This window comes from Maledivibacter halophilus (assembly GCF_900167445.1).
Taxonomy (GTDB): Bacteria; Bacillota; Clostridia; order Peptostreptococcales; family Caminicellaceae; genus Maledivibacter; species Maledivibacter halophilus.
Genome location: NZ_FUZT01000005.1, coordinates 177,579 through 199,312 on the forward strand (window position 1 = coordinate 177,579; position 21,734 = coordinate 199,312).

16 protein-coding genes are annotated in these 21,734 nt (G+C 33.3%); all 16 read right to left on the reverse strand.

The genetic code is table 11. The features are described from left to right. Positions 1-162: 162 nt before the first annotated feature. Positions 163-1,464 carry a glycosyltransferase gene (locus tag B5X81_RS11145; RefSeq protein WP_079491781.1) on the reverse strand — a complete coding sequence of 434 codons (1,302 nt, stop codon included), beginning with the start codon at positions 1,462-1,464 and terminating at the stop codon, positions 163-165. 42 nt (positions 1,465-1,506) lie between these two features. Then, positions 1,507-2,820, reverse strand: a complete 1,314-nt coding sequence (locus tag B5X81_RS11150) for a glycosyltransferase (RefSeq protein ID WP_079491783.1) — start codon at positions 2,818-2,820, stop codon at positions 1,507-1,509. A 171-nt stretch (positions 2,821-2,991) separates the two neighbouring features. Beyond that, positions 2,992-4,629 (reverse strand): glycosyltransferase, encoded by a 1,638-nt coding sequence (locus B5X81_RS11155; protein ID WP_079491784.1) that lies wholly within the window; start codon positions 4,627-4,629, stop codon positions 2,992-2,994. Positions 4,630-4,667: 38 nt separating this feature from the next. After that, positions 4,668-6,317, reverse strand: coding sequence for a hypothetical protein (locus B5X81_RS11160; protein ID WP_079491786.1), 1,650 nt, complete (start codon positions 6,315-6,317; stop codon positions 4,668-4,670). 49 nt (positions 6,318-6,366) lie between these two features. After that, positions 6,367-8,001 (reverse strand): glycosyltransferase, encoded by a 1,635-nt coding sequence (locus tag B5X81_RS11165; RefSeq protein WP_079491787.1) that lies wholly within the window; start codon positions 7,999-8,001, stop codon positions 6,367-6,369. Between the two features lie 20 nt (positions 8,002-8,021). Then, the gene (locus B5X81_RS11170; protein ID WP_079491789.1) at positions 8,022-9,149 is read right to left on the reverse strand and encodes a DegT/DnrJ/EryC1/StrS family aminotransferase; all 1,128 of its coding nucleotides are present in this window, start codon (positions 9,147-9,149) and stop codon (positions 8,022-8,024) included. Between the two features lie 43 nt (positions 9,150-9,192). Continuing rightward, the gene (locus B5X81_RS11175; RefSeq protein WP_079491790.1) at positions 9,193-9,822 is read right to left on the reverse strand and encodes an acetyltransferase; all 630 of its coding nucleotides are present in this window, start codon (positions 9,820-9,822) and stop codon (positions 9,193-9,195) included. Positions 9,823-9,824: 2 nt separating this feature from the next. After that, on the reverse strand, positions 9,825-10,847 hold the full coding sequence (gene gmd, locus B5X81_RS11180; protein WP_079491792.1) for a GDP-mannose 4,6-dehydratase: 1,023 nt from the start codon (positions 10,845-10,847) through the stop codon (positions 9,825-9,827). Positions 10,848-11,193: 346 nt separating this feature from the next. Then, on the reverse strand, positions 11,194-12,585 hold the full coding sequence (gene hydA, locus B5X81_RS11185; RefSeq protein ID WP_079491793.1) for a dihydropyrimidinase: 1,392 nt from the start codon (positions 12,583-12,585) through the stop codon (positions 11,194-11,196). 4 nt (positions 12,586-12,589) lie between these two features. Continuing rightward, a complete protein-coding gene (locus B5X81_RS11190) occupies positions 12,590-14,170 on the reverse strand; it encodes an N-acyl-D-amino-acid deacylase family protein (protein ID WP_079491795.1) in 1,581 nt (526 codons plus the stop codon). 161 nt (positions 14,171-14,331) lie between these two features. After that, positions 14,332-15,423 (reverse strand): 4Fe-4S binding protein, encoded by a 1,092-nt coding sequence (locus B5X81_RS11195; protein WP_079491796.1) that lies wholly within the window; start codon positions 15,421-15,423, stop codon positions 14,332-14,334. Between the two features lie 47 nt (positions 15,424-15,470). Further along, complete coding sequence (locus B5X81_RS11200; protein WP_079491798.1) at positions 15,471-16,796, reverse strand: amidohydrolase family protein; 1,326 nt, start codon at positions 16,794-16,796, stop codon at positions 15,471-15,473. A gap of 9 nt (positions 16,797-16,805) precedes the next feature. Beyond that, positions 16,806-19,082, reverse strand: coding sequence for a xanthine dehydrogenase family protein molybdopterin-binding subunit (locus B5X81_RS11205; protein WP_244282069.1), 2,277 nt, complete (start codon positions 19,080-19,082; stop codon positions 16,806-16,808). Positions 19,083-19,086: 4 nt separating this feature from the next. Next, complete coding sequence (locus B5X81_RS11210) at positions 19,087-19,881, reverse strand: FAD binding domain-containing protein (RefSeq protein ID WP_079491799.1); 795 nt, start codon at positions 19,879-19,881, stop codon at positions 19,087-19,089. Then, on the reverse strand, positions 19,878-20,348 hold the full coding sequence (locus tag B5X81_RS11215) for a (2Fe-2S)-binding protein (RefSeq protein WP_079491801.1): 471 nt from the start codon (positions 20,346-20,348) through the stop codon (positions 19,878-19,880). Before B5X81_RS11215 ends, B5X81_RS11210 begins: the two co-directional genes overlap by 4 nt. 59 nt (positions 20,349-20,407) lie before the next feature. Further along, the gene (locus B5X81_RS11220; protein ID WP_079491802.1) at positions 20,408-21,595 is read right to left on the reverse strand and encodes a YgeY family selenium metabolism-linked hydrolase; all 1,188 of its coding nucleotides are present in this window, start codon (positions 21,593-21,595) and stop codon (positions 20,408-20,410) included. Between the last annotated feature and the right edge of the window lie 139 nt (positions 21,596-21,734).

Below are 21,734 nucleotides of genomic sequence, written 5' to 3' on the forward strand. Positions count from 1 at the left end.
CAAAAAATCCTTCTTTTTTTATACAAAATCCTATAATCATTGTAATTACTATAAATACTCAAAAACAAAATTGTCGTCGACCTCCCGGGGTTTTTGCGCTACTGATGGTCGACGACATTTTATATAACCTAGTTTTTATTCTTTTTATTGATTCTTTTTTATCTATTTATTCAAAACACCATCAATAAGGATTTCATACTCCCTTGCAACATCCAGCCAAGTTCTTTTCATTACATTTGAAATTGCTTTCTTTTGTTTTTTTATTTCCAAATCATTTATTTTCCATAAACTCCCTATTGCCCTCTTTATTTCTTCAGTTGAATAGGGATCGAAGGTTATAAATTCATCTATATTCGAGATTACTTCCCTTACCACCTCAATATCACTCATAGCCACAGGAGTATTCACCGTTAAGGACTCCAGTATCTGAAAAGGACAGCTTCCTTCAAAGAGTGTTGGAATAATTGTACCCACTGCATAATTATAAAGTAAAGGAAGGTCATCCCAGGGCAGTTTTCCTAGGAAAATAACACTATTCCGCATATTTATATCCTTGCATTTATTGAGTATGGTCTTAATTTCACCCTCTTTGGGGCTATTTTTATAGTTATGAGTTAAAACCAAATCTAAGTTGGTCCCAGCCTCTTCATCACTTTGTTTAAACTTAAAAAATCCTTCAATAAGTCTGTCATGATTTTTATGAAGCCTAACAGCAGAAGGATAAACAATATAATCATTATATAATTTATATTTACTTCTAAAATTATCTTCATCATATAAACTAATAGAATTATACTCTTGCTTTGGAGCAGCTAATCTAATAACCTCTGTTTTTTCTATAGGTAATTTTAAAAACTTAAGACCTTCATTATCCCTTATGAAATAGGAATTAAATACAATTTTTGTGGCTTTTTCTACCAATTTTTTTACAATAAAAGTATATTCCTCATTAAAACCCGATTCATAACTATACATATGTTCAAAATGCATATAAACCAAATCATGTAAACATACTATAATAGGCTTTTTGAGCTGCAAAGCCAACCCCATTCCAATATACGGAACAACCCATGCGTCTACTGGAACATTCATATTTAACCATTCTACGCCATAAAATCTCTGAATAACTAATCTATCCGAAAAATATAACAAGATTTTTTTGAAGGCCTTATTAATAAAATAGAAATTATCACTATCAACTGCAACAGTTATAATTACATTTTTTTCATTATATAATAACCCTTCTATTAATCGTATCACAAATCGACCTATTCCCTCGCCCTCAAAACCGCCTTCCCCTAAAGGTATCGAATATCCTAGAAAAAAACCAATATGTTTTATATCATCTTTATCGTTCTCTCCGTCAATTTTATTGTTACTTTTTGGACTTTTCATTAATCCACAAGAAGGCTCAGTTGATTGACCCCATATTAATTTTGTAGTGGAATAATTGCTTAGATTCATATATAAGACCTCCTTTAAACATAACCAAGGATATTACTTTTTTTAACTTATAATCTCAGTTATAAGATCATAATACTCCATAGCTACATCTGTCCAGGTTCTCTTTAATGTCTGCTGGACTGCTTTTTTTTGCTTTTTAAGATCCTTTCTTTTAGCTTTACACAATTGATTAATCGCTTCTTCAATCTCTTCCAAAGAATATGGATCAAATGTTATAAATGAACGCAAATCCGGTATGACTTCTTCAATAACATCAATTTTACTCATTGCCACTGGAGTATCCATGATTAAAGACTCCAGTATCTGGAATGGGCAGCTTCCTTCAAAAAAAGTTGGAATAATTGTACCTTCTGCATATTTATAAAGCAATGGAACATCCTCCCATGAAAGTCTGCCTAAAAAAATAACACTATTTCTAATACTCATATTCTTACATTTATTAAGTATCTCTCTAATTTCTTTTTCCTTAGGCCTGTTTTTATAATTGTCAGTCAAAACCAAGTTTAGATTTGACACAGCACCTTCATCACTTCCCTTAAACTTTAAAAAACCTTCAATAAGCCTATCATGATTTTTATGAAACCTAATGACAGAAGGATAAACAATATAACTATCATGTAATTTGTATTTATTTCTAAAATCATTTTCATCACATATTCTAATAGAATCGTATTCCTTCCTTGGAGGAGCTAATCTAATAACCTTTGTCTTTTCCTCAGGCAGTTTTAAAAAGTCTATTCCTTCATTATCTCTTACAAAATAAGAATTAAATATTATTTTTACAGCTTTATTAGCTAATTTATTAGCAATAACTGTAAACTCATCATAAAAGTATGGATTGCCCTTATAAATTTCTTCAAAATGAATATATACTAAATCATGAAGACATAGAATAAATGGTTTATTTAGCCTAAGTGCTAATTCCATTCCCACATATGGAACAATCCATATATCTACAAGAACATTTCTATTTATCGATTCTACATCATTAAAGCTTTCAATAGATAATCTTCTATGATAATTAAGTATGTACCCTTTAAATGCTTCTTTAATAACGGGATAGTTTTGATTATTCACAACAATTTTAATAAGTACATCTTTGTTGTTTTCTAATAATCCTTCTATTAGCCGTACAACAAAGCGACCGATTCCTTCTCCTTCAAAACCACCTGACCCTAAATATATTGAATAGCCCAGAAAAAAGCCTATTGTTTTATTACTTTGATCTGCTACACTGATTAATTGATTTTTGCATTCTGATAATTGTCCCCATACAACTTCTGTAATATTGAATTTATTTAAGTTGGGATGATTTTCGCAAGAAATATGATCTTTTATTGACTCTTTTATTTTCATATATAAATTCACCTCTATCTAAAAATACCTGCTTGTTATAATTGAATAATTCAAACTTAACTCGTTATGCTAGTTCCTATATGGTGAGTTTCAATATTTTATTTTCGCAAATCTCCCTTCACTTTGTGTATCTCCATAAGCCTGTAAAATTCACTTTACAATCACAGCAGTTTAAGTTAATTTTTCAACAGTAATACTTAATACATCCAATATATTAATTCCATTCCATACAAACCTTATTTCCTTTAGTAAATCTGAATTCTCAGGTGAAATTTTTACAAATAAATCAATGATGTTTTTGCCAACTTTTATATTAGATACATCCCGACTATTTAATATTTTATATTGGAGCTTCCATATACCTATTGAAAAAGCACCTAGAGAAGATTTAGATTCATTAGAAGAATTTAACTCCATTGAAAACAGATATTCACCCGCTTTCATTTTACCTAAATAATTACCTATAAATATCCCTGCAGAATCAGTTCCCTCTTCTACCCTACGGCCTATAAATTTCCCTTTATGGTCATAGAGCAATTTTCCAGTAAAGGCATTAATATTTTCAATGCTAAAATTAACCCTTTCATCTGGCTGAGTAGGTAAATCCATTTTCATAGAATTATTTCTAAAACAATCATTTTTAGAAATATTATCAAGCTCAATATCTTCTTTATATTCATTTATTCTAAGATTTTTAACATAGGGTTGAATTTTTTTCAAAAAGTTTTTAGTCTTTGATAAAGCTGTTTCTCTACTGAAAATTTTCGAAAAAATATTATGCTGATTTTCTGAAAGCTTTTGCAGTTCATATAAATCATTTATATTTTTTTCCACCTGTCTTTTCATCTCCTGGGGATTAGCACACATTCCCAGTCTTTTCAACTCTTCATTGCTAACTCCAAAGTCCCTAGCCTCCTGGGCAAGGCCTGAGCTTTCAAGAAACATTACTGGCACTCCCATAGTTATTGCTTCAATTGGAGTATAATGCAAATGATAATTAGACCCTACACCAAAATAAACAAAAATCCTGCTCTCACTTATTTTTGAATAAAAATGATCATCATCAAGATATCCAAGAACTTTGTCCGAAATACTTCTAACTACTTCCTTTGAGTTTTTACCTAAAACAATATAGGGAATGTTTTCGAATTTCCTAGAAAACTCCTTAAAAATATGCCTAACTACTGGATTTCCATCTAAATAGGATATGGTAGTACTAATAAATGGTTTAGAGTTTTTACCCTTCCATTTGAATTTTAATCTTTTATTAGAAACAAAGGCATTTAAGTAAAACTTATTTTTTATTATTCTTGGGTCCTCACAATTTTCTAGATTATTCAACATGGGTGCCCAAATATATTTATCTGCTGAAGCTATTTTATTGATATTTACTTTCATTTTATTCATTACTTCAGTATAAGTGGTATAGCCTCCATGGCCAAATACTCTAAATACTATATAGCCCTGAAACCAGCTTATTATATTTTCCAAAATATCAGGATTACTTGAAACAAAAATAACATCAATCCACCTGTTGACTAAATCAGCTTCCTCGACACTTAACTTACCTTTATTTGTCCAAAAATCTATTCTTCTAATTTTTTCAGTAATATAGGTTGGAAGGGTACAAAATTTTCGCCAGTAAGGATATAAGTCATCATTTTCATTATCATATTTACCGTCATATTTTAACCAAAAGGGGTCTCCCAAACATGGTATCACCTCAGCTCCAGCTTCTATTAACATTAGAACCTCTTCATATCTCAGTGTTTGATGGGTACACAACCAAAAAATCCTAGGCGAAAGCATTTCGCAAGCCTCCCTAATTTTTTATATTTTTTATGTTCTCATCTTACTTTTTCAACAATAACTCTTGACAGCTCACATGTGTGAGCTCCATTCCAGAGAAAATTTATTTCCTTCACTGCATCAGAACTCTCCGATGATATACTCACAACTAATCGAACAATATTCCTTCCAGCTTTTAAATTTGATACATTTTGAGAACTTATTACTTTAAACTGAGGATTCCATACCCCTACTGATAGATCACCTATAGAACCCTTATATTCACTAAAATTATTTAGCTCCACAGTAAAAGCATATTCCCCAGGCTCCATCCTTCCCAGATAATTTGCTATAATTAATCCTGGAGAGTCTAGATTTTTTTCAACCCTACGAGCAATAAATCTTCCTTTATAATCATAAACTAATTTTCCAACTACCCCATTAACTTCTTCTATACTAAAAATAATTCTTTCTCCCCTATGAGAGGGTAAATCATTTTGAATTGATAGCCCCTGTAAAGCTTTACTTTCTAATTTTATGAAATCAATTGGCTTTTTATATTCTATTTTTCTATGTTCTTTGATATAGGGCTGAATCTCTATAAAAAACTTCTTTGCCTTTAGTAGAGCAGCTTTTCTGCTGAATATCTTACCAAAAACCTTAGATTGACCATATGCAATTTCCTCCAGCCTATCAAAGTTATTTATATTTTCAAAAATCAATTTTTCAATCTCATCCATACTGCTACACATGCCAATTTTCTTTAATTCTTCATTATTAATACCATAATTCCTAGCCTCTTGTGCAAGGCCCGATTCCTTTAAAAATACAACAGGAACCCCCATACTAATGGCTTCAATTGGAGTAAAATGCAAATGATAATTGGAACCAAGACCAAAATACACAAAAACTCTACTTTCAGCTATTGTTGAATAAAAAACATTATCGTCAACATAGCCAAGAACTTTGTCACAAACTTCCTCAGCTGTATTTTTTGAATTTTTACCTAATACAAGAAAGGGTATATGTTTAAATTTTTCTATAAAGCTTTGAAACATATTTCTAAAAATCAAATTTTCTTCATAGTATGAATCTAAATTTGAGGCTAAAGTACTAATCAAAAGCTTAGAATCTTTTCCCTTCCATTTATATCCTAGCCTTTCACTGGAAACAAAGGCATTTAAATAAAATTTATTTGTGACAAGTCTGAAATCTTCACGTTCTCCTAAGCTATTTAAAATAGGACACCATACATATTTATCTCTTCCAGCTAGATCATTAATATCTATTTTTAATCTCTTTGTAACTTCTGTATAGCTGGTGATACCGTCATTCCATCCAAAGGCCCTAAATACTGTATAGCCTTGATACCATTTTGAAATATTCTCTAAAATATCAGGATAAGTAGCAACAAATATTACGTCAATCCATCTATTAATCAGCTGGGCTTCTTCATCTGTTACTTCACCTTTTTTCTCCCATAATTTTATTTCTCGGATTTTTTCAACAATATTAGATGGCAATGTGCATTTTTTTCGCCAAGGAGGATACAGTTTATGATCTTCATTATTATAGTCCTTATAATATTTTAAAAATATCTGATGTCCATAATTCGGTATAACCTCGGCTCCTGCTTCTATCAATAATGGTACTTCTTCATATCTCAATGTTTCATGGGGACACAGCCAATAAACTCTTGGTGAAAGCACAGACTAATCACCGTCCTAATTTTTTTCTAATTCATAGGTTAAACCCACATTATGCAAGCTTTTTAACAATCAGCCTTGATACATCAATTGTATGGGTACCATTCCACACTATTCTTAATTCCTTTAACAAATTAACTTCCTTAAGGGAAACCTCTACAATTAAATCTATGATATTCTTTCCACTTTTTAAATTTGAAATTTCCTGTGAGTTTAATATATTAAACTGAGGATTCCATATGCCAATTAAAAACATACCCACAGAGTCACTACACTTTTCAAGGCTTTTTATCTCCAATGAAAATAAATATTTACCTGCAGTCATTTTCTTAATATAATTTGCTGCAAACAATCCTGAAGGGTCCAAATTTCTTTCAATCCTTCTAGAAATAAATCTTCCATTATGGTCATATATTAACTTCCCACTAAAGCCTTGGATTTTTTCTAGGCTAAAAACAATTTCTTCTCCTATATTTGTAGGTATATCTTCTTCAATATAATTACTTTGGTAGGTTTTCTTTTTGACAATATTAAAATATATTGGTTTAGTATCCTCCATTTTTCTCTGCTTTGACACATAGGACTGTATTTTATTGAAAAACTCTTTAGTCCTTTCCAATGCCTTTTTTCTGCTAAAAATCTGACTAAAAACATCAGACTGATTATTTGCAATCCTTTTAAGCTCATCAAAATTATTGATATTTTTAATGACCAGTTTCCTCATGTCCTTGATGCTTTCACACATTCCTATTCTTCTGAGCTTATCATTACTAATACCTTTATCCCTAGCCTCCTGAGCAAGACCGGATTTTTCTAAAAAGAATACAGGTACACCCATGCTAATAGCCTCAATGGGAGGATAGTGCAAATGATAATTTGAGCTTAATCCAATATATGCAAAAATCCTACTTTCTGCTATTTTTAAATAGAAATCATTATCATCCAAATAGCCAAGTACATTGTCACATATATCCTTTGCTGCATTTTTTGAATTTTTCCCTAATACAACAAAAGGAATTTCAGAAAACTCATTGGAAAAATTCTTTAAAATTTCCCTAGACACTGGATTTCCATCTAGGTAAGAAATATTGGTGCTAATAAAATCCTCAGATTTTTTATATTTCCATTTATATCTTAAACGTTCTCCAGAAACAAAGGCATTTATATATAATTTGTTCTTCAGTATTCTAGGGTCTTCATCAGCATGTAAGCTATTACGTATTGGAGCCCACACATATTTATCATTTGAAATCAAATTATCTATATCTATATTCATATTTTTCATAAGCTGAGTATAAGTTGTATAATCACCTATTCCAAATACTCTATAGACAACATATCCCTTAAACCATTTTGTTATATTCTCTAAAATATCTGGATAATGGGAAACAAAAATTACATGAATATATTGATTGATTAGATCTGCCTCTTCATCAGTAACCTTACCTCTATTTTCCCAAAAACTTATATCCCTAATTCTTTCGACTATATTAGTAGGCAATCTGCAAGAAATTCGCCAGTGGGGGTATAATCTATGATTTTCATTATTATAATTATTATCATATCTAAGCCAATTTGGATCTCCAATATCAGGTATTACCTCAGCCCCTGCCTCTATAAGCATTGGAACCTCTTCATATCTTAAAGTCTGATGACAGCCCAGCCAGTAAATTCTAGGAGAAATCATAAAATAAACTCCTTTCTAGATTAATCTCCATCACAAGATTCATATTCACAGTACTTTTTTATTCTTTCTGATATATAAGCTATATCTTCTTCCTTAAGCAATCCATGGGTGGGAAGATTTATACCCTTATGCCCTACCTTTTCTGCCACTGGATATTTCTCCTTCGTTTCTCTATACGTAGGCATAGTATGCAATGGATAGAATACTGGCCTAGTCTCTACTTTATCATTTTTTAAATGCTCCATAAATTCATCACGAGATATCTTTACTGTATTCTTAAGTATTATTGAAAACATCCAGTATGAATGAGTCGCCCAATCCTTCTCTGCTTGAAATTCAATATATTCCAAGAGGCTTCCTAGATATTTATAGTATAAATCTGCAATCTCTCTTCTTTTATCTAAATGCCATTGAATATTTTCCAGCTGAGCTAATCCAATAGCAGCCTGTATATTGGTCATTCTATAGTTATAGCCTATAACTTCAAACCAGTATCTCCTTGAAGTATACATTCCCTGGCTTCTTAATATCCTTATCTTTTCATTAAGCTTTTCATTATTTGTTACTACCATACCACCTTCACCGGTAGTAATAATTTTATTTCCAAAAAAGCTAAAGGTAGAAATATCACCTATTGATCCTACAACTCTGTCTTTGTAAAGAGCTCCATGGGCCTCTGCCACATCTTCAATGACAAAAAGATTATACTTTTTGGCAATCTTCATTATAGGGTCCATATCAACGGGATGGCCGTATAAATGAACTACAATTATTCCCTTGGTATTGGAATTGATTTTATTTTCTATTTTATTTGGATCAATATTCCATGTTTCAGGATCACTATCTACAAATACCGGTTTTCCTCCACAATAGGTCACTGCATTGGCCGTTGCAATATAGGTAAGAGTAGGTACCAACACCTCATCTCCGGGACCTATGTTAAAGGCCAAAAGGGCAAGATGCAGAGCCACTGTTCCATTTGAGCAGCTTATTGCATATCTTGACCTGCAAAATTCCGCAAATCTATTTTCAAATTCATCTACATACTTTCCCTTAGAAGAAATCCATGTAGTTTCTAAACATTCATTAACGTACTTTTTTTCATTACCATTTAAAACTGGGCTTGCAACCTGTATTACATCTCCCATTCCACAACCCCCTAAATATTTATCAATTTATTAGTCTATTTAATTAGTTTTTCACTCTAGCTGGAACACCATAGGCTAAAGAATGACTTGGAATATCCCCTACCACAGCAGATCCAACACCCACAACACTCCACTCTCCAATATTTATTTTATCCCTAATCTTGCATCCCGTTCCTAAAAAAGTGCCGGCTCCTATACTTACATTTCCTGAAAGATTAGCTCCTGGAGCTATATGACAACTTTCACCTATATTACAGTCATGGTCAATGGAAGCATTTGTATTTATTATGACATTATCGCCGATAATAGTATCGGGATTTATTACTGCCCCAGCCATTACTGCAATACCACTTCCCAGCCTTACTGATCTGGCTATATAGGATTTTTCACTAATAGCATTAACTAATGAAAAACCCCTGGAAATTAGATTCTTCGATATTCTATGTCTAAGCTTGTTATCCCCTAAAGCAACAAAAGCTTTTTTTATTCCTCTACTGTATAGCTTTGGTATCATGCTATCATCACCGATTACATCACAACCTAGAATTTTTCCTTTCTCTCTATAACTTTTATCAAGACAACCAATAATCTCATAGTTTCCATTTTGATTTAGTATATCTATGATTACCTTGGCGTGACCTCCAGCACCTATTAAGACCACTTTTTCTTTCATATTTACATACCTACTTCATTACTAATCATTTTATAATCTGATTCAACCATTCTTCTTACCAATTCTTCAAAGGATATTTTTCTAGTCCACCCAAGCTTCTTTTCTGCTTTAGATGGATCACCTAATAATATATCTACTTCTGCTGGTCTAAAGAATTTTGGATTAACCTCAATTAACACTTTACCAGTGTTTTTATCAATCCCTTTTTCCTGGGCACCTTCACCTATCCACTCTATATCTATATTTAAAAGTTTAAATGCTATACTGGCAAATTCTCTAACCTTATGGGTTTCTCCCGTTGCTATAATATAGTCATCAGGATTATCCTGCTGAAGCATAAGCCACATGGCCTTTACATAATCCTTGGCATGGCCCCAGTCCCTCTTAGCTTCCAAATTTCCAAGCTCCAGCTTTTCCTGTATTCCCAGTTTGATTTTTGCTGCCGCCTCTGTTATCTTTCTTGTTACAAACTCTTTACCCCTTCTCTCGGATTCATGGTTAAATAATATTCCACAGCATGCAAAAATATTATAGCTTTCTTTATAGTTTTTTGTTATCCAATGGCCATAAAGCTTTGATACACCATAAGGACTCCTTGGATAAAAAGGAGTCGTTTCTCTTTGAGGAATTTCCCTTACAAGGCCAAACATTTCACTTGTAGAAGCCTGGTAGAATTTTGACTCCGGTTTAATAACCCTCAAAGCTTCCAGTAGATTAACAGCTCCAAGGGCATTTATCTTTGATGTTACTATAGGTTGCTGCCAGGATGTCCCCACAAAGGACTGGGCAGCTAAATTATATATTTCATCTGCCTTGGAGTTTTTAAGGGCATTCACTAAGGACACATAATCGCTCATATCCCCATATATAAATTCGATTTCATTCTTTAAATGTTCTACATTACCAAAATCTAATTTGCTTTTTCTCCTCATCAGGCCGTAGACCTTATATCCCTTTTCCAATAATAATTCAGCTAAATACGATCCATCTTGACCAGTTATTCCCGTAATCAAAGCTGTTTTCATTAACATCATCCCCATTTATGAAAATAATCTACTAAATAACCTATCTTTGCTTTTAAATCTTTTTCTTTTATTACATAGTATGTTTAGGGTAATTATTTTGACAGCTTTTAATAATCTTTTTAAGTGAGCAAATTAGAGTTATGCAATTTCCTCAAGTAAAACTATATTATCTAAATTCACTTCTCTTTGCTAAATATTTAATGCAAAATAATAATCCTACCGTAAAGAAAATTATTTTTCTCGTTTACAGCAGGATTATTACCTTGTACCATATATATTATGCAATTCTGCCAAGTTAGAATTATGCAATTTCCTGATCTATATAAATTTGCTAAACTACAAATTATTAAGAATTTTCTTCAATTGTCAACGACCTTTTCTGATATTTCCCCACGGGTTTTAAATCTAATAATTTTTCATCCTTTACTACCAACTGTCCCCTTAGAAAAACATATTGAAGCCTACCGTATTGGCCAAATCCTTCATATAGATTATAATCTACATTTTGAATTTGGTTTTCTGCTTTTATTAAAGACATGCCCTTGGGATTAAAAACTATAATATCAGCATCACTTCCTCTTTGGATAACTCCCTTTTTAGGATATAATCCAAATATTTTTGCAGGGTTTTCTGAAATAACTTCTACTAGTTTTTTCATATCTATAATATTTTTTTCTACACCATAGGTATATATAAGCTTAAATCTATTTTCTACCCCTGGAGCTCCATTGGGAATTTTAGTAAAATCTTCTCTCCCCAGTTCTTTCTGTCTCCTATAATTGAATCCACAGTGATCTGTGGCTATAACATCTATCTTCCCATTCACAATACCCTTCCACAGTACTTCATTACTTTCTTTATCCCTAAGGGGCGGTGACATTACATATTTTGCCCCTTCAAAGGGATCATTTCCCTTTGGTATATAATAACTTTTATCTAGTAAAAGATATTGGGGACAAGTTTCTACAAAAACCTTAAGGCCTCTTTGCCTTGCTGTTTGAATTTCCTCATAACCTTCCTTAGAGCTTAAATGAACTATATAAACAGGAGTATTTACCAGCTCTGCCATGGTAAGAAGTCTTGATATGGCTTCTCTTTCTAAGGATGGAGGTCTAGTCTTCATATGGTAGATTGGCTCTATATTCCCCTTTGATATAGCCTCTTTTCTCATGACATTTATTATATCTCCATTTTCACAATGGAAATTTATCAAAGCCTTCAATTTCTTAGCCCTTTTTAAGGCTTGGTATATTGAACCATCCCCAACCATTAAATCTTCATAGGCAAAAAACATCTTAAAGGAAGTTATACCTTCCTTAACCATTTCCTCCATTTCCCTATAGGTATTTTCATTCCAATGGGATATTGTCATATGAAATCCATAATCTGCGTAGGTCTTCCCTATGGTTTTTTTATTCCATTCCTCAAGAGCCCTTCTCAAAGAACCTCCCTTTACCGGCTCTGCAAAGTCTATAATAGTTGTAGTTCCCCCCATAATTGCAGCTTTAGTTCCCGTTGTAAAGGTATCTGCCGCTATTCCTCCGGCTTCAGAATCAAAGTGAGTATGAACATCTATTCCACCGGGAAGTATATAAAAGCCCTCTGCATCTATTATTTCATCCCCCGCCTTGGCTAGATTTGATCCTATATTTTCTATTTTTTCTCCTACTATACGAATATCCTTTGTAATTACAGTCTTTGAGCTTACTATCTTACCATTAGTTATAATAATAGCCATCTCCTTACCCCCTTACAACCCTCCCTGCTAAAATTTTATTATATTTTTTATTTTCTAAAACTATATTTCCATTTATAATCACATAATCAATTCCTTCAGGATATTCTTTAGGCATTATAAAATTTCCCTTTTCCTTTATTTTTCCTAAATCAAATATAACAATATCCGCAAAATACCCTTCTCTTATTTCCCCTCTATTATCGAGCTTAAAGGTTTCAGCTGCTTTCTTTGTCATTTTATATATGGCTTCCTCCAGGGATAATACTTTTTCCTTTCTTACATACCTTTCTAAAATCCTGGGAAAGGAGCCATATAATCTTGGATGAGGGCTATCAGAAAGCATTCCGTCAGTACAAATATTTTGCTCAGGCCTTTTTAAAAATTTTATAATATGCTCCTCCAATCCATAGAAATCCACCATCTCCACTAAATTTTCTTCTTCATAAATAAGATCCAAAACAGCATTATAGGAGTCCTTTCCCCTTAATTTACCAAGGTCAATAAGATTTTTTCCTATTATATCCTTATTTTTTTTAGTTTTTACTGAAGTTATAAATATTTTATCAGGTCCTGCAAACTCTATAAAATTATCCCAGCCTGGAAGACCAGTTTCTATATCATTTATAATTCTTTCTCTATTTAGTTTACTTTCCAGCCTTTCTAACAGCTTCATCCTCCCTCCTTCATGGACCCAGGGAGGTAATATTACACCTAAACTAGTACTTCCAGCCACATAGGGATATTGGTCAAAGGAAACTTTAATAGCTTCATCCTTAGCCTTTTCTAGTAATTCAAAGATCTCATCTATATATTTCCAATTATTTTTTCCACATACTTTAAAATGGGAAAAATGGATTTTCACCCCTGATTCTCTCCCTATAGTTAAAATTTCTTTCATAGATTCTATAATATCATTGGCTTCGGACCTTTGATGGACTGCAAATATACCATGAAATTCAGCCACCACCTTACAAAGCTCAATTAATTCCTTTGTATCGCCATAAGCACAGGGAAAATAAATAAGACCTGTAGAGAGCCCAAGGGCTCCTCCTTCCATTTCCCTCTTTGTTATTTGAACCATTTTTTCTATCTCTTTTTTACTGGCCTTCTTATTTTCCAGCCCAATAGCCTCTAATCTAATATTACCGTGGGGAACTAAATATCCCTGATTTAACCCAACTCCTCTTTTTTCCATCATATTTAAATAGTTTTCAGTAGTTTTATATTCCCAATTTATATCCTCACTATCTCCATTAAAGGCTGAATTTATCTTTCGCCAGGAAGATATATATTTCCTTGGAAGGGGTGCCATTGATATGCCATCCTGACCTAATATTTCAGTTGTTACTCCCTGCCTGATCTTTATTTCATTATAGGGATTAAGAAGAATTGAAAGATCAGAATGGCTGTGGGTATCTATAAATCCAGGGGAAACTACCTTGTTCCTAGCATCTATTATTTTCTCTGCCCCTTCATCTAAGGCTCCAATTTTTTTAATTTTATCATCTTCAATTAATATATCTCCTTTAAAGGGCTTATTTAAGCTGCCATCTGCTATTAATCCATTCCTTATTAAAATTTTCATTTATTCACCAACTTTTACTTGAGGAAATTGCATAACTCTAATTTGGCTGGGTTGCATAATATATATGGTATGGCTTTGAAGATTTTAAAACTATATGTAGTAGATAATCTTTTTGGAAGGTAATTATGCAATTTGCTCACTTAATTGTAGGGAAATTATAATCATAAAGTTTCTTCATATGAATTTTCTAATTCTATTGCTTTCAAAGCCTTTGTAGGACATATAGATATGCAAAGGCCACAATATCTACATTCATCTTCATCAAATTCCATGGTATCTTTCAATTTTCTTGCCCCGTAGCCACAAACTTTTTCACATAACTTACATCCTGTACATTTATCTTCATGATATACAAATTGAAATTTTGTTCTTTCATTTGATTTTCCTAGGTTTTTCTGGACTATTCCCAGGGCCTCATCTATGGATTCATATCCGAGTCTTTCAAGATGAGCTAAGCAATCCCTATATATTTTATTTATTATATTTTCTCCCTTTAAAATAGGGGCTGTACAAATGCCTATAAAATTAGCTCCTGCCATTATCATTTCCACTGCATCAGCTCCAGTCATACATCCTCCAAGACCAATTATTGGTATATTGACTTTTTTCTTTATTTCATATATTTTGTGTAAAATAATTGGCTTTATCACTTCTCCCGATAACCATCCAAAACCATTTCCCCCAAGAAGGGGCTTTCCTGTTTCTATATTAATACGAAAAGCTGGCCCAACTGAGTCACAGGCGGTAATAGCATCTGCTCCAGCTTTTTCTAATTTTCTAGAAAAGTTACCAATATCATCAATCCTTGGAGGAAGTTTTACTATCACTGGAATATCTACTCTTTTTTTAGTATCCTTAACCATGGGAATAAGATCCTTATAATCATAGGATACCAATTCTATTATATTTGCCCCGGCTTTCTCTATCTTTTCAACTAATTCACTGCTTTCCTCTAAAGTGTGTCCAATTGAAACTATGGTTACAACTCCCATATCCTTTAATTTTGGGATTTCCCTATTAATCCATGTTTCTGGATTAACGTCAGTCCACTTTTCATTATTTATAAGGGAATTATTTGTGGTTAAAGCCATATGAGGGGCTGGATTTATTGCTTTTTCCCTTCTAATAGTTTTTGTTACTACTGCCCCTGCCCCTGCATCAAATAATTTCTTTATAGCCTGGGCATTATAGGATAAAGGTCCTGAGCCTATTATAATAGGAGACTTTAGTTCAATACCAAGTAAATTGTACATTTCATAACCTCCTAACAGGTAAAATGGATAAATTACATAAGATAAGTTCATAATTTAAATTTAGAACAATTCCAAAATTCCTCTGCTATATTCCTCATATCTTTAAAAACTTCTTCTTTATCTATAGTTTTTAATATTTTATTTTCTAAAACTGGTTTTCCATTTATATAAAGGCTATCTATAAATTCTTTCTTTCCCTGTACCACTATTTGATCAAATATATTGTCTAAAGTAACTGGGGTTTTAAAATTGTCTTCCATTATTATAAAATCTCCTTTGCCTTTAGGTACCAACCTTCCTGTGTCATTCCACCCAAGTACCTTAGCTCCATATTCTGTGGCCATTCTAAATACGGTTTTAGCCGGCATAACAGAAGCATCTTCCATAGTGGCTTTATGTAATAAAAATGCAGACTTCATCAAGGTGAAAAAATCATTTATATATCCATCGGTCCCCAGGGCCACCTTTACCCCTTCCTTTAAAAGCTTTGGTATTGGAGCGAAGCCCCCACCAACTTCACAATTGCTCAGGGGCATATGAACTACCTTAACATCCCTTTCTCTTAAAATTTCAATTTCCCTTTCATTTATCTTAACGCATTGAGAAGCTAAGACAGAATTATCCAATAGTTCAAGATCATCCAAATATTCTACAGGAAATTTATTATGATTTTCTAAAGATTTCTTTACTTCATATATACTTTCTGATAAATGAAATTGCCATAATACCCTTAATTTCTTGGCCCTTTCCCTTGCAAGCCTCAAAAATCCATGGGAACAAGTAAAAGTAGTATGGGTACACATCATTCCACCTATTAACCTGCTGTTTTCCCTGCTCCATTCTATGAAGTCTTCATTTTCATTTAGACATTTCATTCCATTTTCATGACTTATCCTCTCACAGCTTTCCAATGAAATGATTGCCTTCATTCCTATCTTTTCTAATATCCTAGCCTGCTCTATCAGTGTACCTTCCTTAGTATTTGGAGCTTCCAGGGTATCACAAAAACCTATGACTCCTGATTCTATAAGTTCTATAGCAGAAGCCCTAGCCGTGGCCTTTACCTCCTTTAATCCGATTCTATTTTCAATAAAGGGCCACCAGTAATCCAATAAAAATTCTTCAAAGTTTTTAAATTCCACATTAATAGGAATGCCTCTGGAGAGAATACCATATTGATGCATATGGGCATTTATAAAGCCAGGCATAAGAATACAATTGGATTTATCGATGATTTTAGCATTGGAATACTTCTTTTCTACTTCTTCATTAGATAATATTTCTATTATATTTTCTTTATCTACTACTAAAGCATGATTCATATAAACCTTTTCTGCCGATGATATCAAATATTTACCCTTAACTATAAACATCTTTACCTCCTAAGACTTTTCCTCTCTCAGTCTTTTCATAGCCATGTAAATTTTTTCTGAAGTCATGGGAAGCTCCCTAATATATACTCCAGCAGCATTATAAATTGCATTTGCTATGGCAGGAGAAGGAGTGTGTATTACTACTTCTCCTATGGATTTTGCTCCAAAGGGACCTGTAGGTTCATAATCCGATTGAAAATCTACTATTATATTACCTATATCCTTCTTTGAAGGAACATTATAGCGAAGAAAGCTATCGGTTAATAATTTCCCTGTGTCAGAATATTTTACTTCTTCATACAGTGCCAGGCCTATTCCCTGGGTTATCCCTCCCTCTACTTGAATTCTAGCTAAATTTGGATTAATAACAGTACCACAATCAACAACCGCAACGTAATTAATAACCTTAACTTCTCCTGTACTTTTATCTAGCTCTATTTCAACAAATCCCACAATGAATGGTCTAGGACTTTCTGTCATTCCATAGGTTGCATTAGCCATTAGCACTTCACTACCAGGCCCAACCACAGATTCTTCTCCTAGGGTCCTTAAAAGTACGTATATACTTTCATCTTCTATGTGACATACCCTATCCTCCTGTAATTCTAAAAATAAAGATGGTATATTGAGCTTCTTTTCCGCTTTTTTTAAGATTTTATCTCTTAATTCCTTAGAGGCCCTTACAATTGCATTGCCTGTTAAATAGGTTGTACATGAAGCATAGGCCCCTGTATCATAGGGGCATGCATCTGTGTCCCCAGAATAGATAGTAACCTTATCCATAGTTGTATTTAATGACTTAGCAGTAATTTGAGCTAAAACCGTGTCTGACCCGGTTCCTAAATCCGATGAACCCGTTAATAATATATATGTACCATCTTCTACCATACGAAGGGTTACCGCAGCAGAATCAATATTAGCAATTCCTGAACCATGGATAGCTATACTCATTCCAACAGATCTTATTTTATTTGTAGAAATTTCCTTTCTTGGATATTTTTCATTCCATCCTATTAATTTTTTTCCCCTTTCAATACATTTCTCTATATTTAAGCTTTTAATAGAGCTTTTTAATATTCCCCCTTTAGCTCCTTTTCTTATTGTGTTTTTAAGCTTTACCTCGGTAGGATCCATTTTAAGCTCATTGGCTAACTCATTGATTATAGAATCTGTAACAAAGGTCCCCTGGGTTGCACCATACCCCCTAAGGGGCCCAGCCGATAAAACATTAGTATATACAGTTTTTCCCTTATATCTTATGGCAGGAACTTTATTATATATAGGCAGTACATTTTGGGCTGCTTCCATGGTTACCACAACTCCATTAGCCCCATAGGCTCCTGTATTATTTATACTTTTAATATCTATAGCCTTAATATTTCCATTTTTATCGGAGCCAATTTTCATATCAAATTTCATTTGATGCCTGCTGGTAGAAGCTGCAAAGGTTTCTTGTCTTGTATAAACAAGCTTAGATGGCCTTTTGGTTTTCCAAGTAACAAAGGCAACATAGGGCTCTGCTAAGGCAACGTTTTTGCCTCCAAAACCTCCTCCAATTCTTGGCTTTATGAACCTCAATTTTGAAACAGGAAGACCAATTGCCCTAGCACTCTGTCTTCTCATATGATAGGCCGATTGATTAGATGATATTACAACAATTCTTCCATTTGAATCAATATATCCATAGGCCCTATGGGTTTCCATCATACAATGGGCTTGCGCCTGGGTTTGGTAGGATCTTTCCATTATGACATCACAATCATTAAATTCTTTTTCAACATCTCCCTTTCCCATCTGAAATCTTGAAACAATATTTTTCTTTCCATGGAATCCAAAATCAAAAGGACAGAATATATCATCCTCTGGATGTAATATGGAGCTATGTCCCTCTGCTTTAGTTAAATCCAGCACCGGCTCTAAAACTTCATATTCAACCTCTATTAATTTCATTGCCTTTTTGGCAGATAATTCATCATCGGCAGCTATTATTGCAACCTCATCTCCTACGTATCTAAGGGTAGGTTCCAAAAGCATTCTATCATAGGGGGTTGGATCGGGATAAGACTCTCCCGATTCTGAATATCTGATTTGGGGAACATCCCTGTATGTATATATATCTAAAACCCCTTCTACTTTCTTTGCTTTTTCAATATCTATACTTTTTATTTTTGCAAAGGCATGGGGACTTCTTAAAAGCTTAATAGTTAAAGTATCCTGATGAAAAATTAAATCATCGGTATATATTGGCTGTCCACTTAATATTGCTTCACTATCGATTTTTTTCATCTTCCTACCTATCACAGTAATCACCTACCCTGTCATACATCCTTTTTACTAAAACCCTGCACATATCCTCTCTATATTCCTTGCTCCCCCTTATATTAGTTCCAAAATCCAATTCTTTAGCCGCCATATCTAAGGCTCTATCTATATTTATCCCATCCTTTAAGGCTTCTGAAGCCTTTACGGCTAACTTCGCCCTTTCAGGTCTTGAGCCAATTGCAATTTTATAATCTCCATCCTTACCTTTAAACATAGCTCCGTTTATTATAGAAAAATCCCCAGAGGTTTTTCTTAAGCAATCAAATACAGCTACTCCCTCTTTTTTAGGTAATATAATTTCTAATAGTATATCCCTTTCATATTCCTTGTCTAAGAACTCCTTTAAATTTATTATTCCGCCTCTATAAAGCCTTACCCTTGCCTCTAAAACCAATAAGGGCGGCAGCAGATCAGAAAATCCATATCTAGAAAACACACTGGCACCTACCCTTGCCATATTTCTAAGCTGTACTCCTCCAATATAAGAAACTCCACTACTAATAACTCCACCACAATAGTTCTTTATAATATTATTAATTTCCAGCTCTCTTAAACTTGTGTCTGCTCCTATTAATATTTCCTTTTCATTTTCTATAATATAGTCTAGGGACAAATTACATAAATCTATGGCTGTATCAATGCTTTTACAATCTAATTTTATGAATCCGCATCCTCCTAATATTAAATTATTACTTCTGGACATTAAAACCTCATATGCTTTTTCTATACTTTCAGGTGCAATATATTCCTTTATATTAATCATCTTTTTTCACCTCTTTGTGCCTTAGATTCTAAATACTTCCTAATAGCTCTAATCTGTCCCTTATATCCTGTGCATCTACAGAGATTACCATTTAAATAATGATATATTTCTTCATCCCCAGGATTGTCTAATTCCTTTTCCATAGCAAGTACCGTCATTATAAATCCAGGAGCACAGTATCCGCATTGATCTGCTCCTTCATCTGCTAAAAAACCAGTAAATTCTTTAGCTTCTTCCCTAACTCCTTCTAAAGTAGTTATACTTTTCCCCACTGCCCGTACAGTAAGATAAGTACAAGACAACACAGCCTTGCCATCGACCCATATGGTGCATAACCCACAGGAAGAAGTATCACATCCCCTTCGGACACTTGTATATCCAATTTTTCTTAGAGTATCAAGTAAAAATTCATCAGGTTTAACATCTACTTTTCTTTTTTTATTATTTATAATTAATACTACGTTCATCTAGCCACCCCCTATGTTAGAGTATTTTAAAAGGATTCAAGTAAATTTTTAAATATTTTTTATATTCCAAAAACAGACTTTAATATTCCATAATATCCTTTAGCACCTTTATACAATTGTTCAATCTCTATATATTCATCAATTGTATGGGCTAAATTCTCCTGAGATGGACCAAATCCAATTGTCTTTATTTTATTTTCTCCTGCATAGTGACTGCCATTGGTACAAAAAGAATAATGGGTTATTTTAGGGTCAAGACCTACTTCCTTTAATCCTTTATATGCAGCTTTTACAAACTCATCGTCTTCACTGAAGAGCCATCCTGGGAAAAACCTTTCTCCTGTAATTGTCTCTCCTGTATAACAAATTTCACTTCCCATTGCATAGGAAACCTTGGCATCTAACTGAGGATCCGCCTTCATCATTTCATCTAAAACTTCCTTTATTGATTTTAAAACCGATTCCTTTGTTTCTCCCATCAACAATCTTCTGTCAAAGGTGGCCTTGCAATATTCTGGTACAACCGAGGCTCCAGGATATGGAGAAGACTTAATATCAGTAAGGACTAAAATTCCTTCTCCTAATCCTTCTTGAAAATTCGGGTTAAATTCTTGAATTTTTTGTATGATATTAGACATTTTGTAGACTGAATTGACACCTTTTTCCGGATTAGCAGAATGGGCTGGCTTACCAAATACTTCTATTACAATTTCTGCCCTCCCCCTTTGTCCTATCTTTAAATTTAATTCTGAAGCTTCTCCTATTACTACGTAATCAGGATTTACGGCATCACTGATTTTTCTCGATGCTATTCCTTCAAATAATTCTTCATGGACAACTCCCGCTATATAGATATCTCCATCAAATTCTCTATTAGTATCCTCTGCAAAATAAGCTGCTGCAGCTATCATGGCACTGACCTGGCCCTTCATATCCGAAGCACCACGGCCATAAATTCTTCCCTTTGATATTTCTCCTCCAAAGGGAGGAAATTTCCATTTTTCTTCATCGCTTACAGGTACATGGTCCAAATGTCCATCAAAGAGAATAGCCTTACCTTCACCTTTTCCCCTGATATGCCCAATTATATTCCCGTAACTATCTACAAAAAAATCATCAAATTTGAATTCTTTAAAAATCTTTTTAATATACTCAGCCACCTTGTTCTCTTGACCAGAAACACTGGGTCTTTTTATTAGATTTTGACATAAATCTATCAGTTTTTCTTTTCTTATTTCTGTCAGCATTTTAAACCTCCTAAAACCTTAAATATATTTAATCCAAAACGATAGGATTATTTCCTCCATTTAAAATTCTCCTTCTAATTGACATTATCCGTCATATTTAATAACCCTAATATGTTTCAGTTTTGACAGATAAAATTAT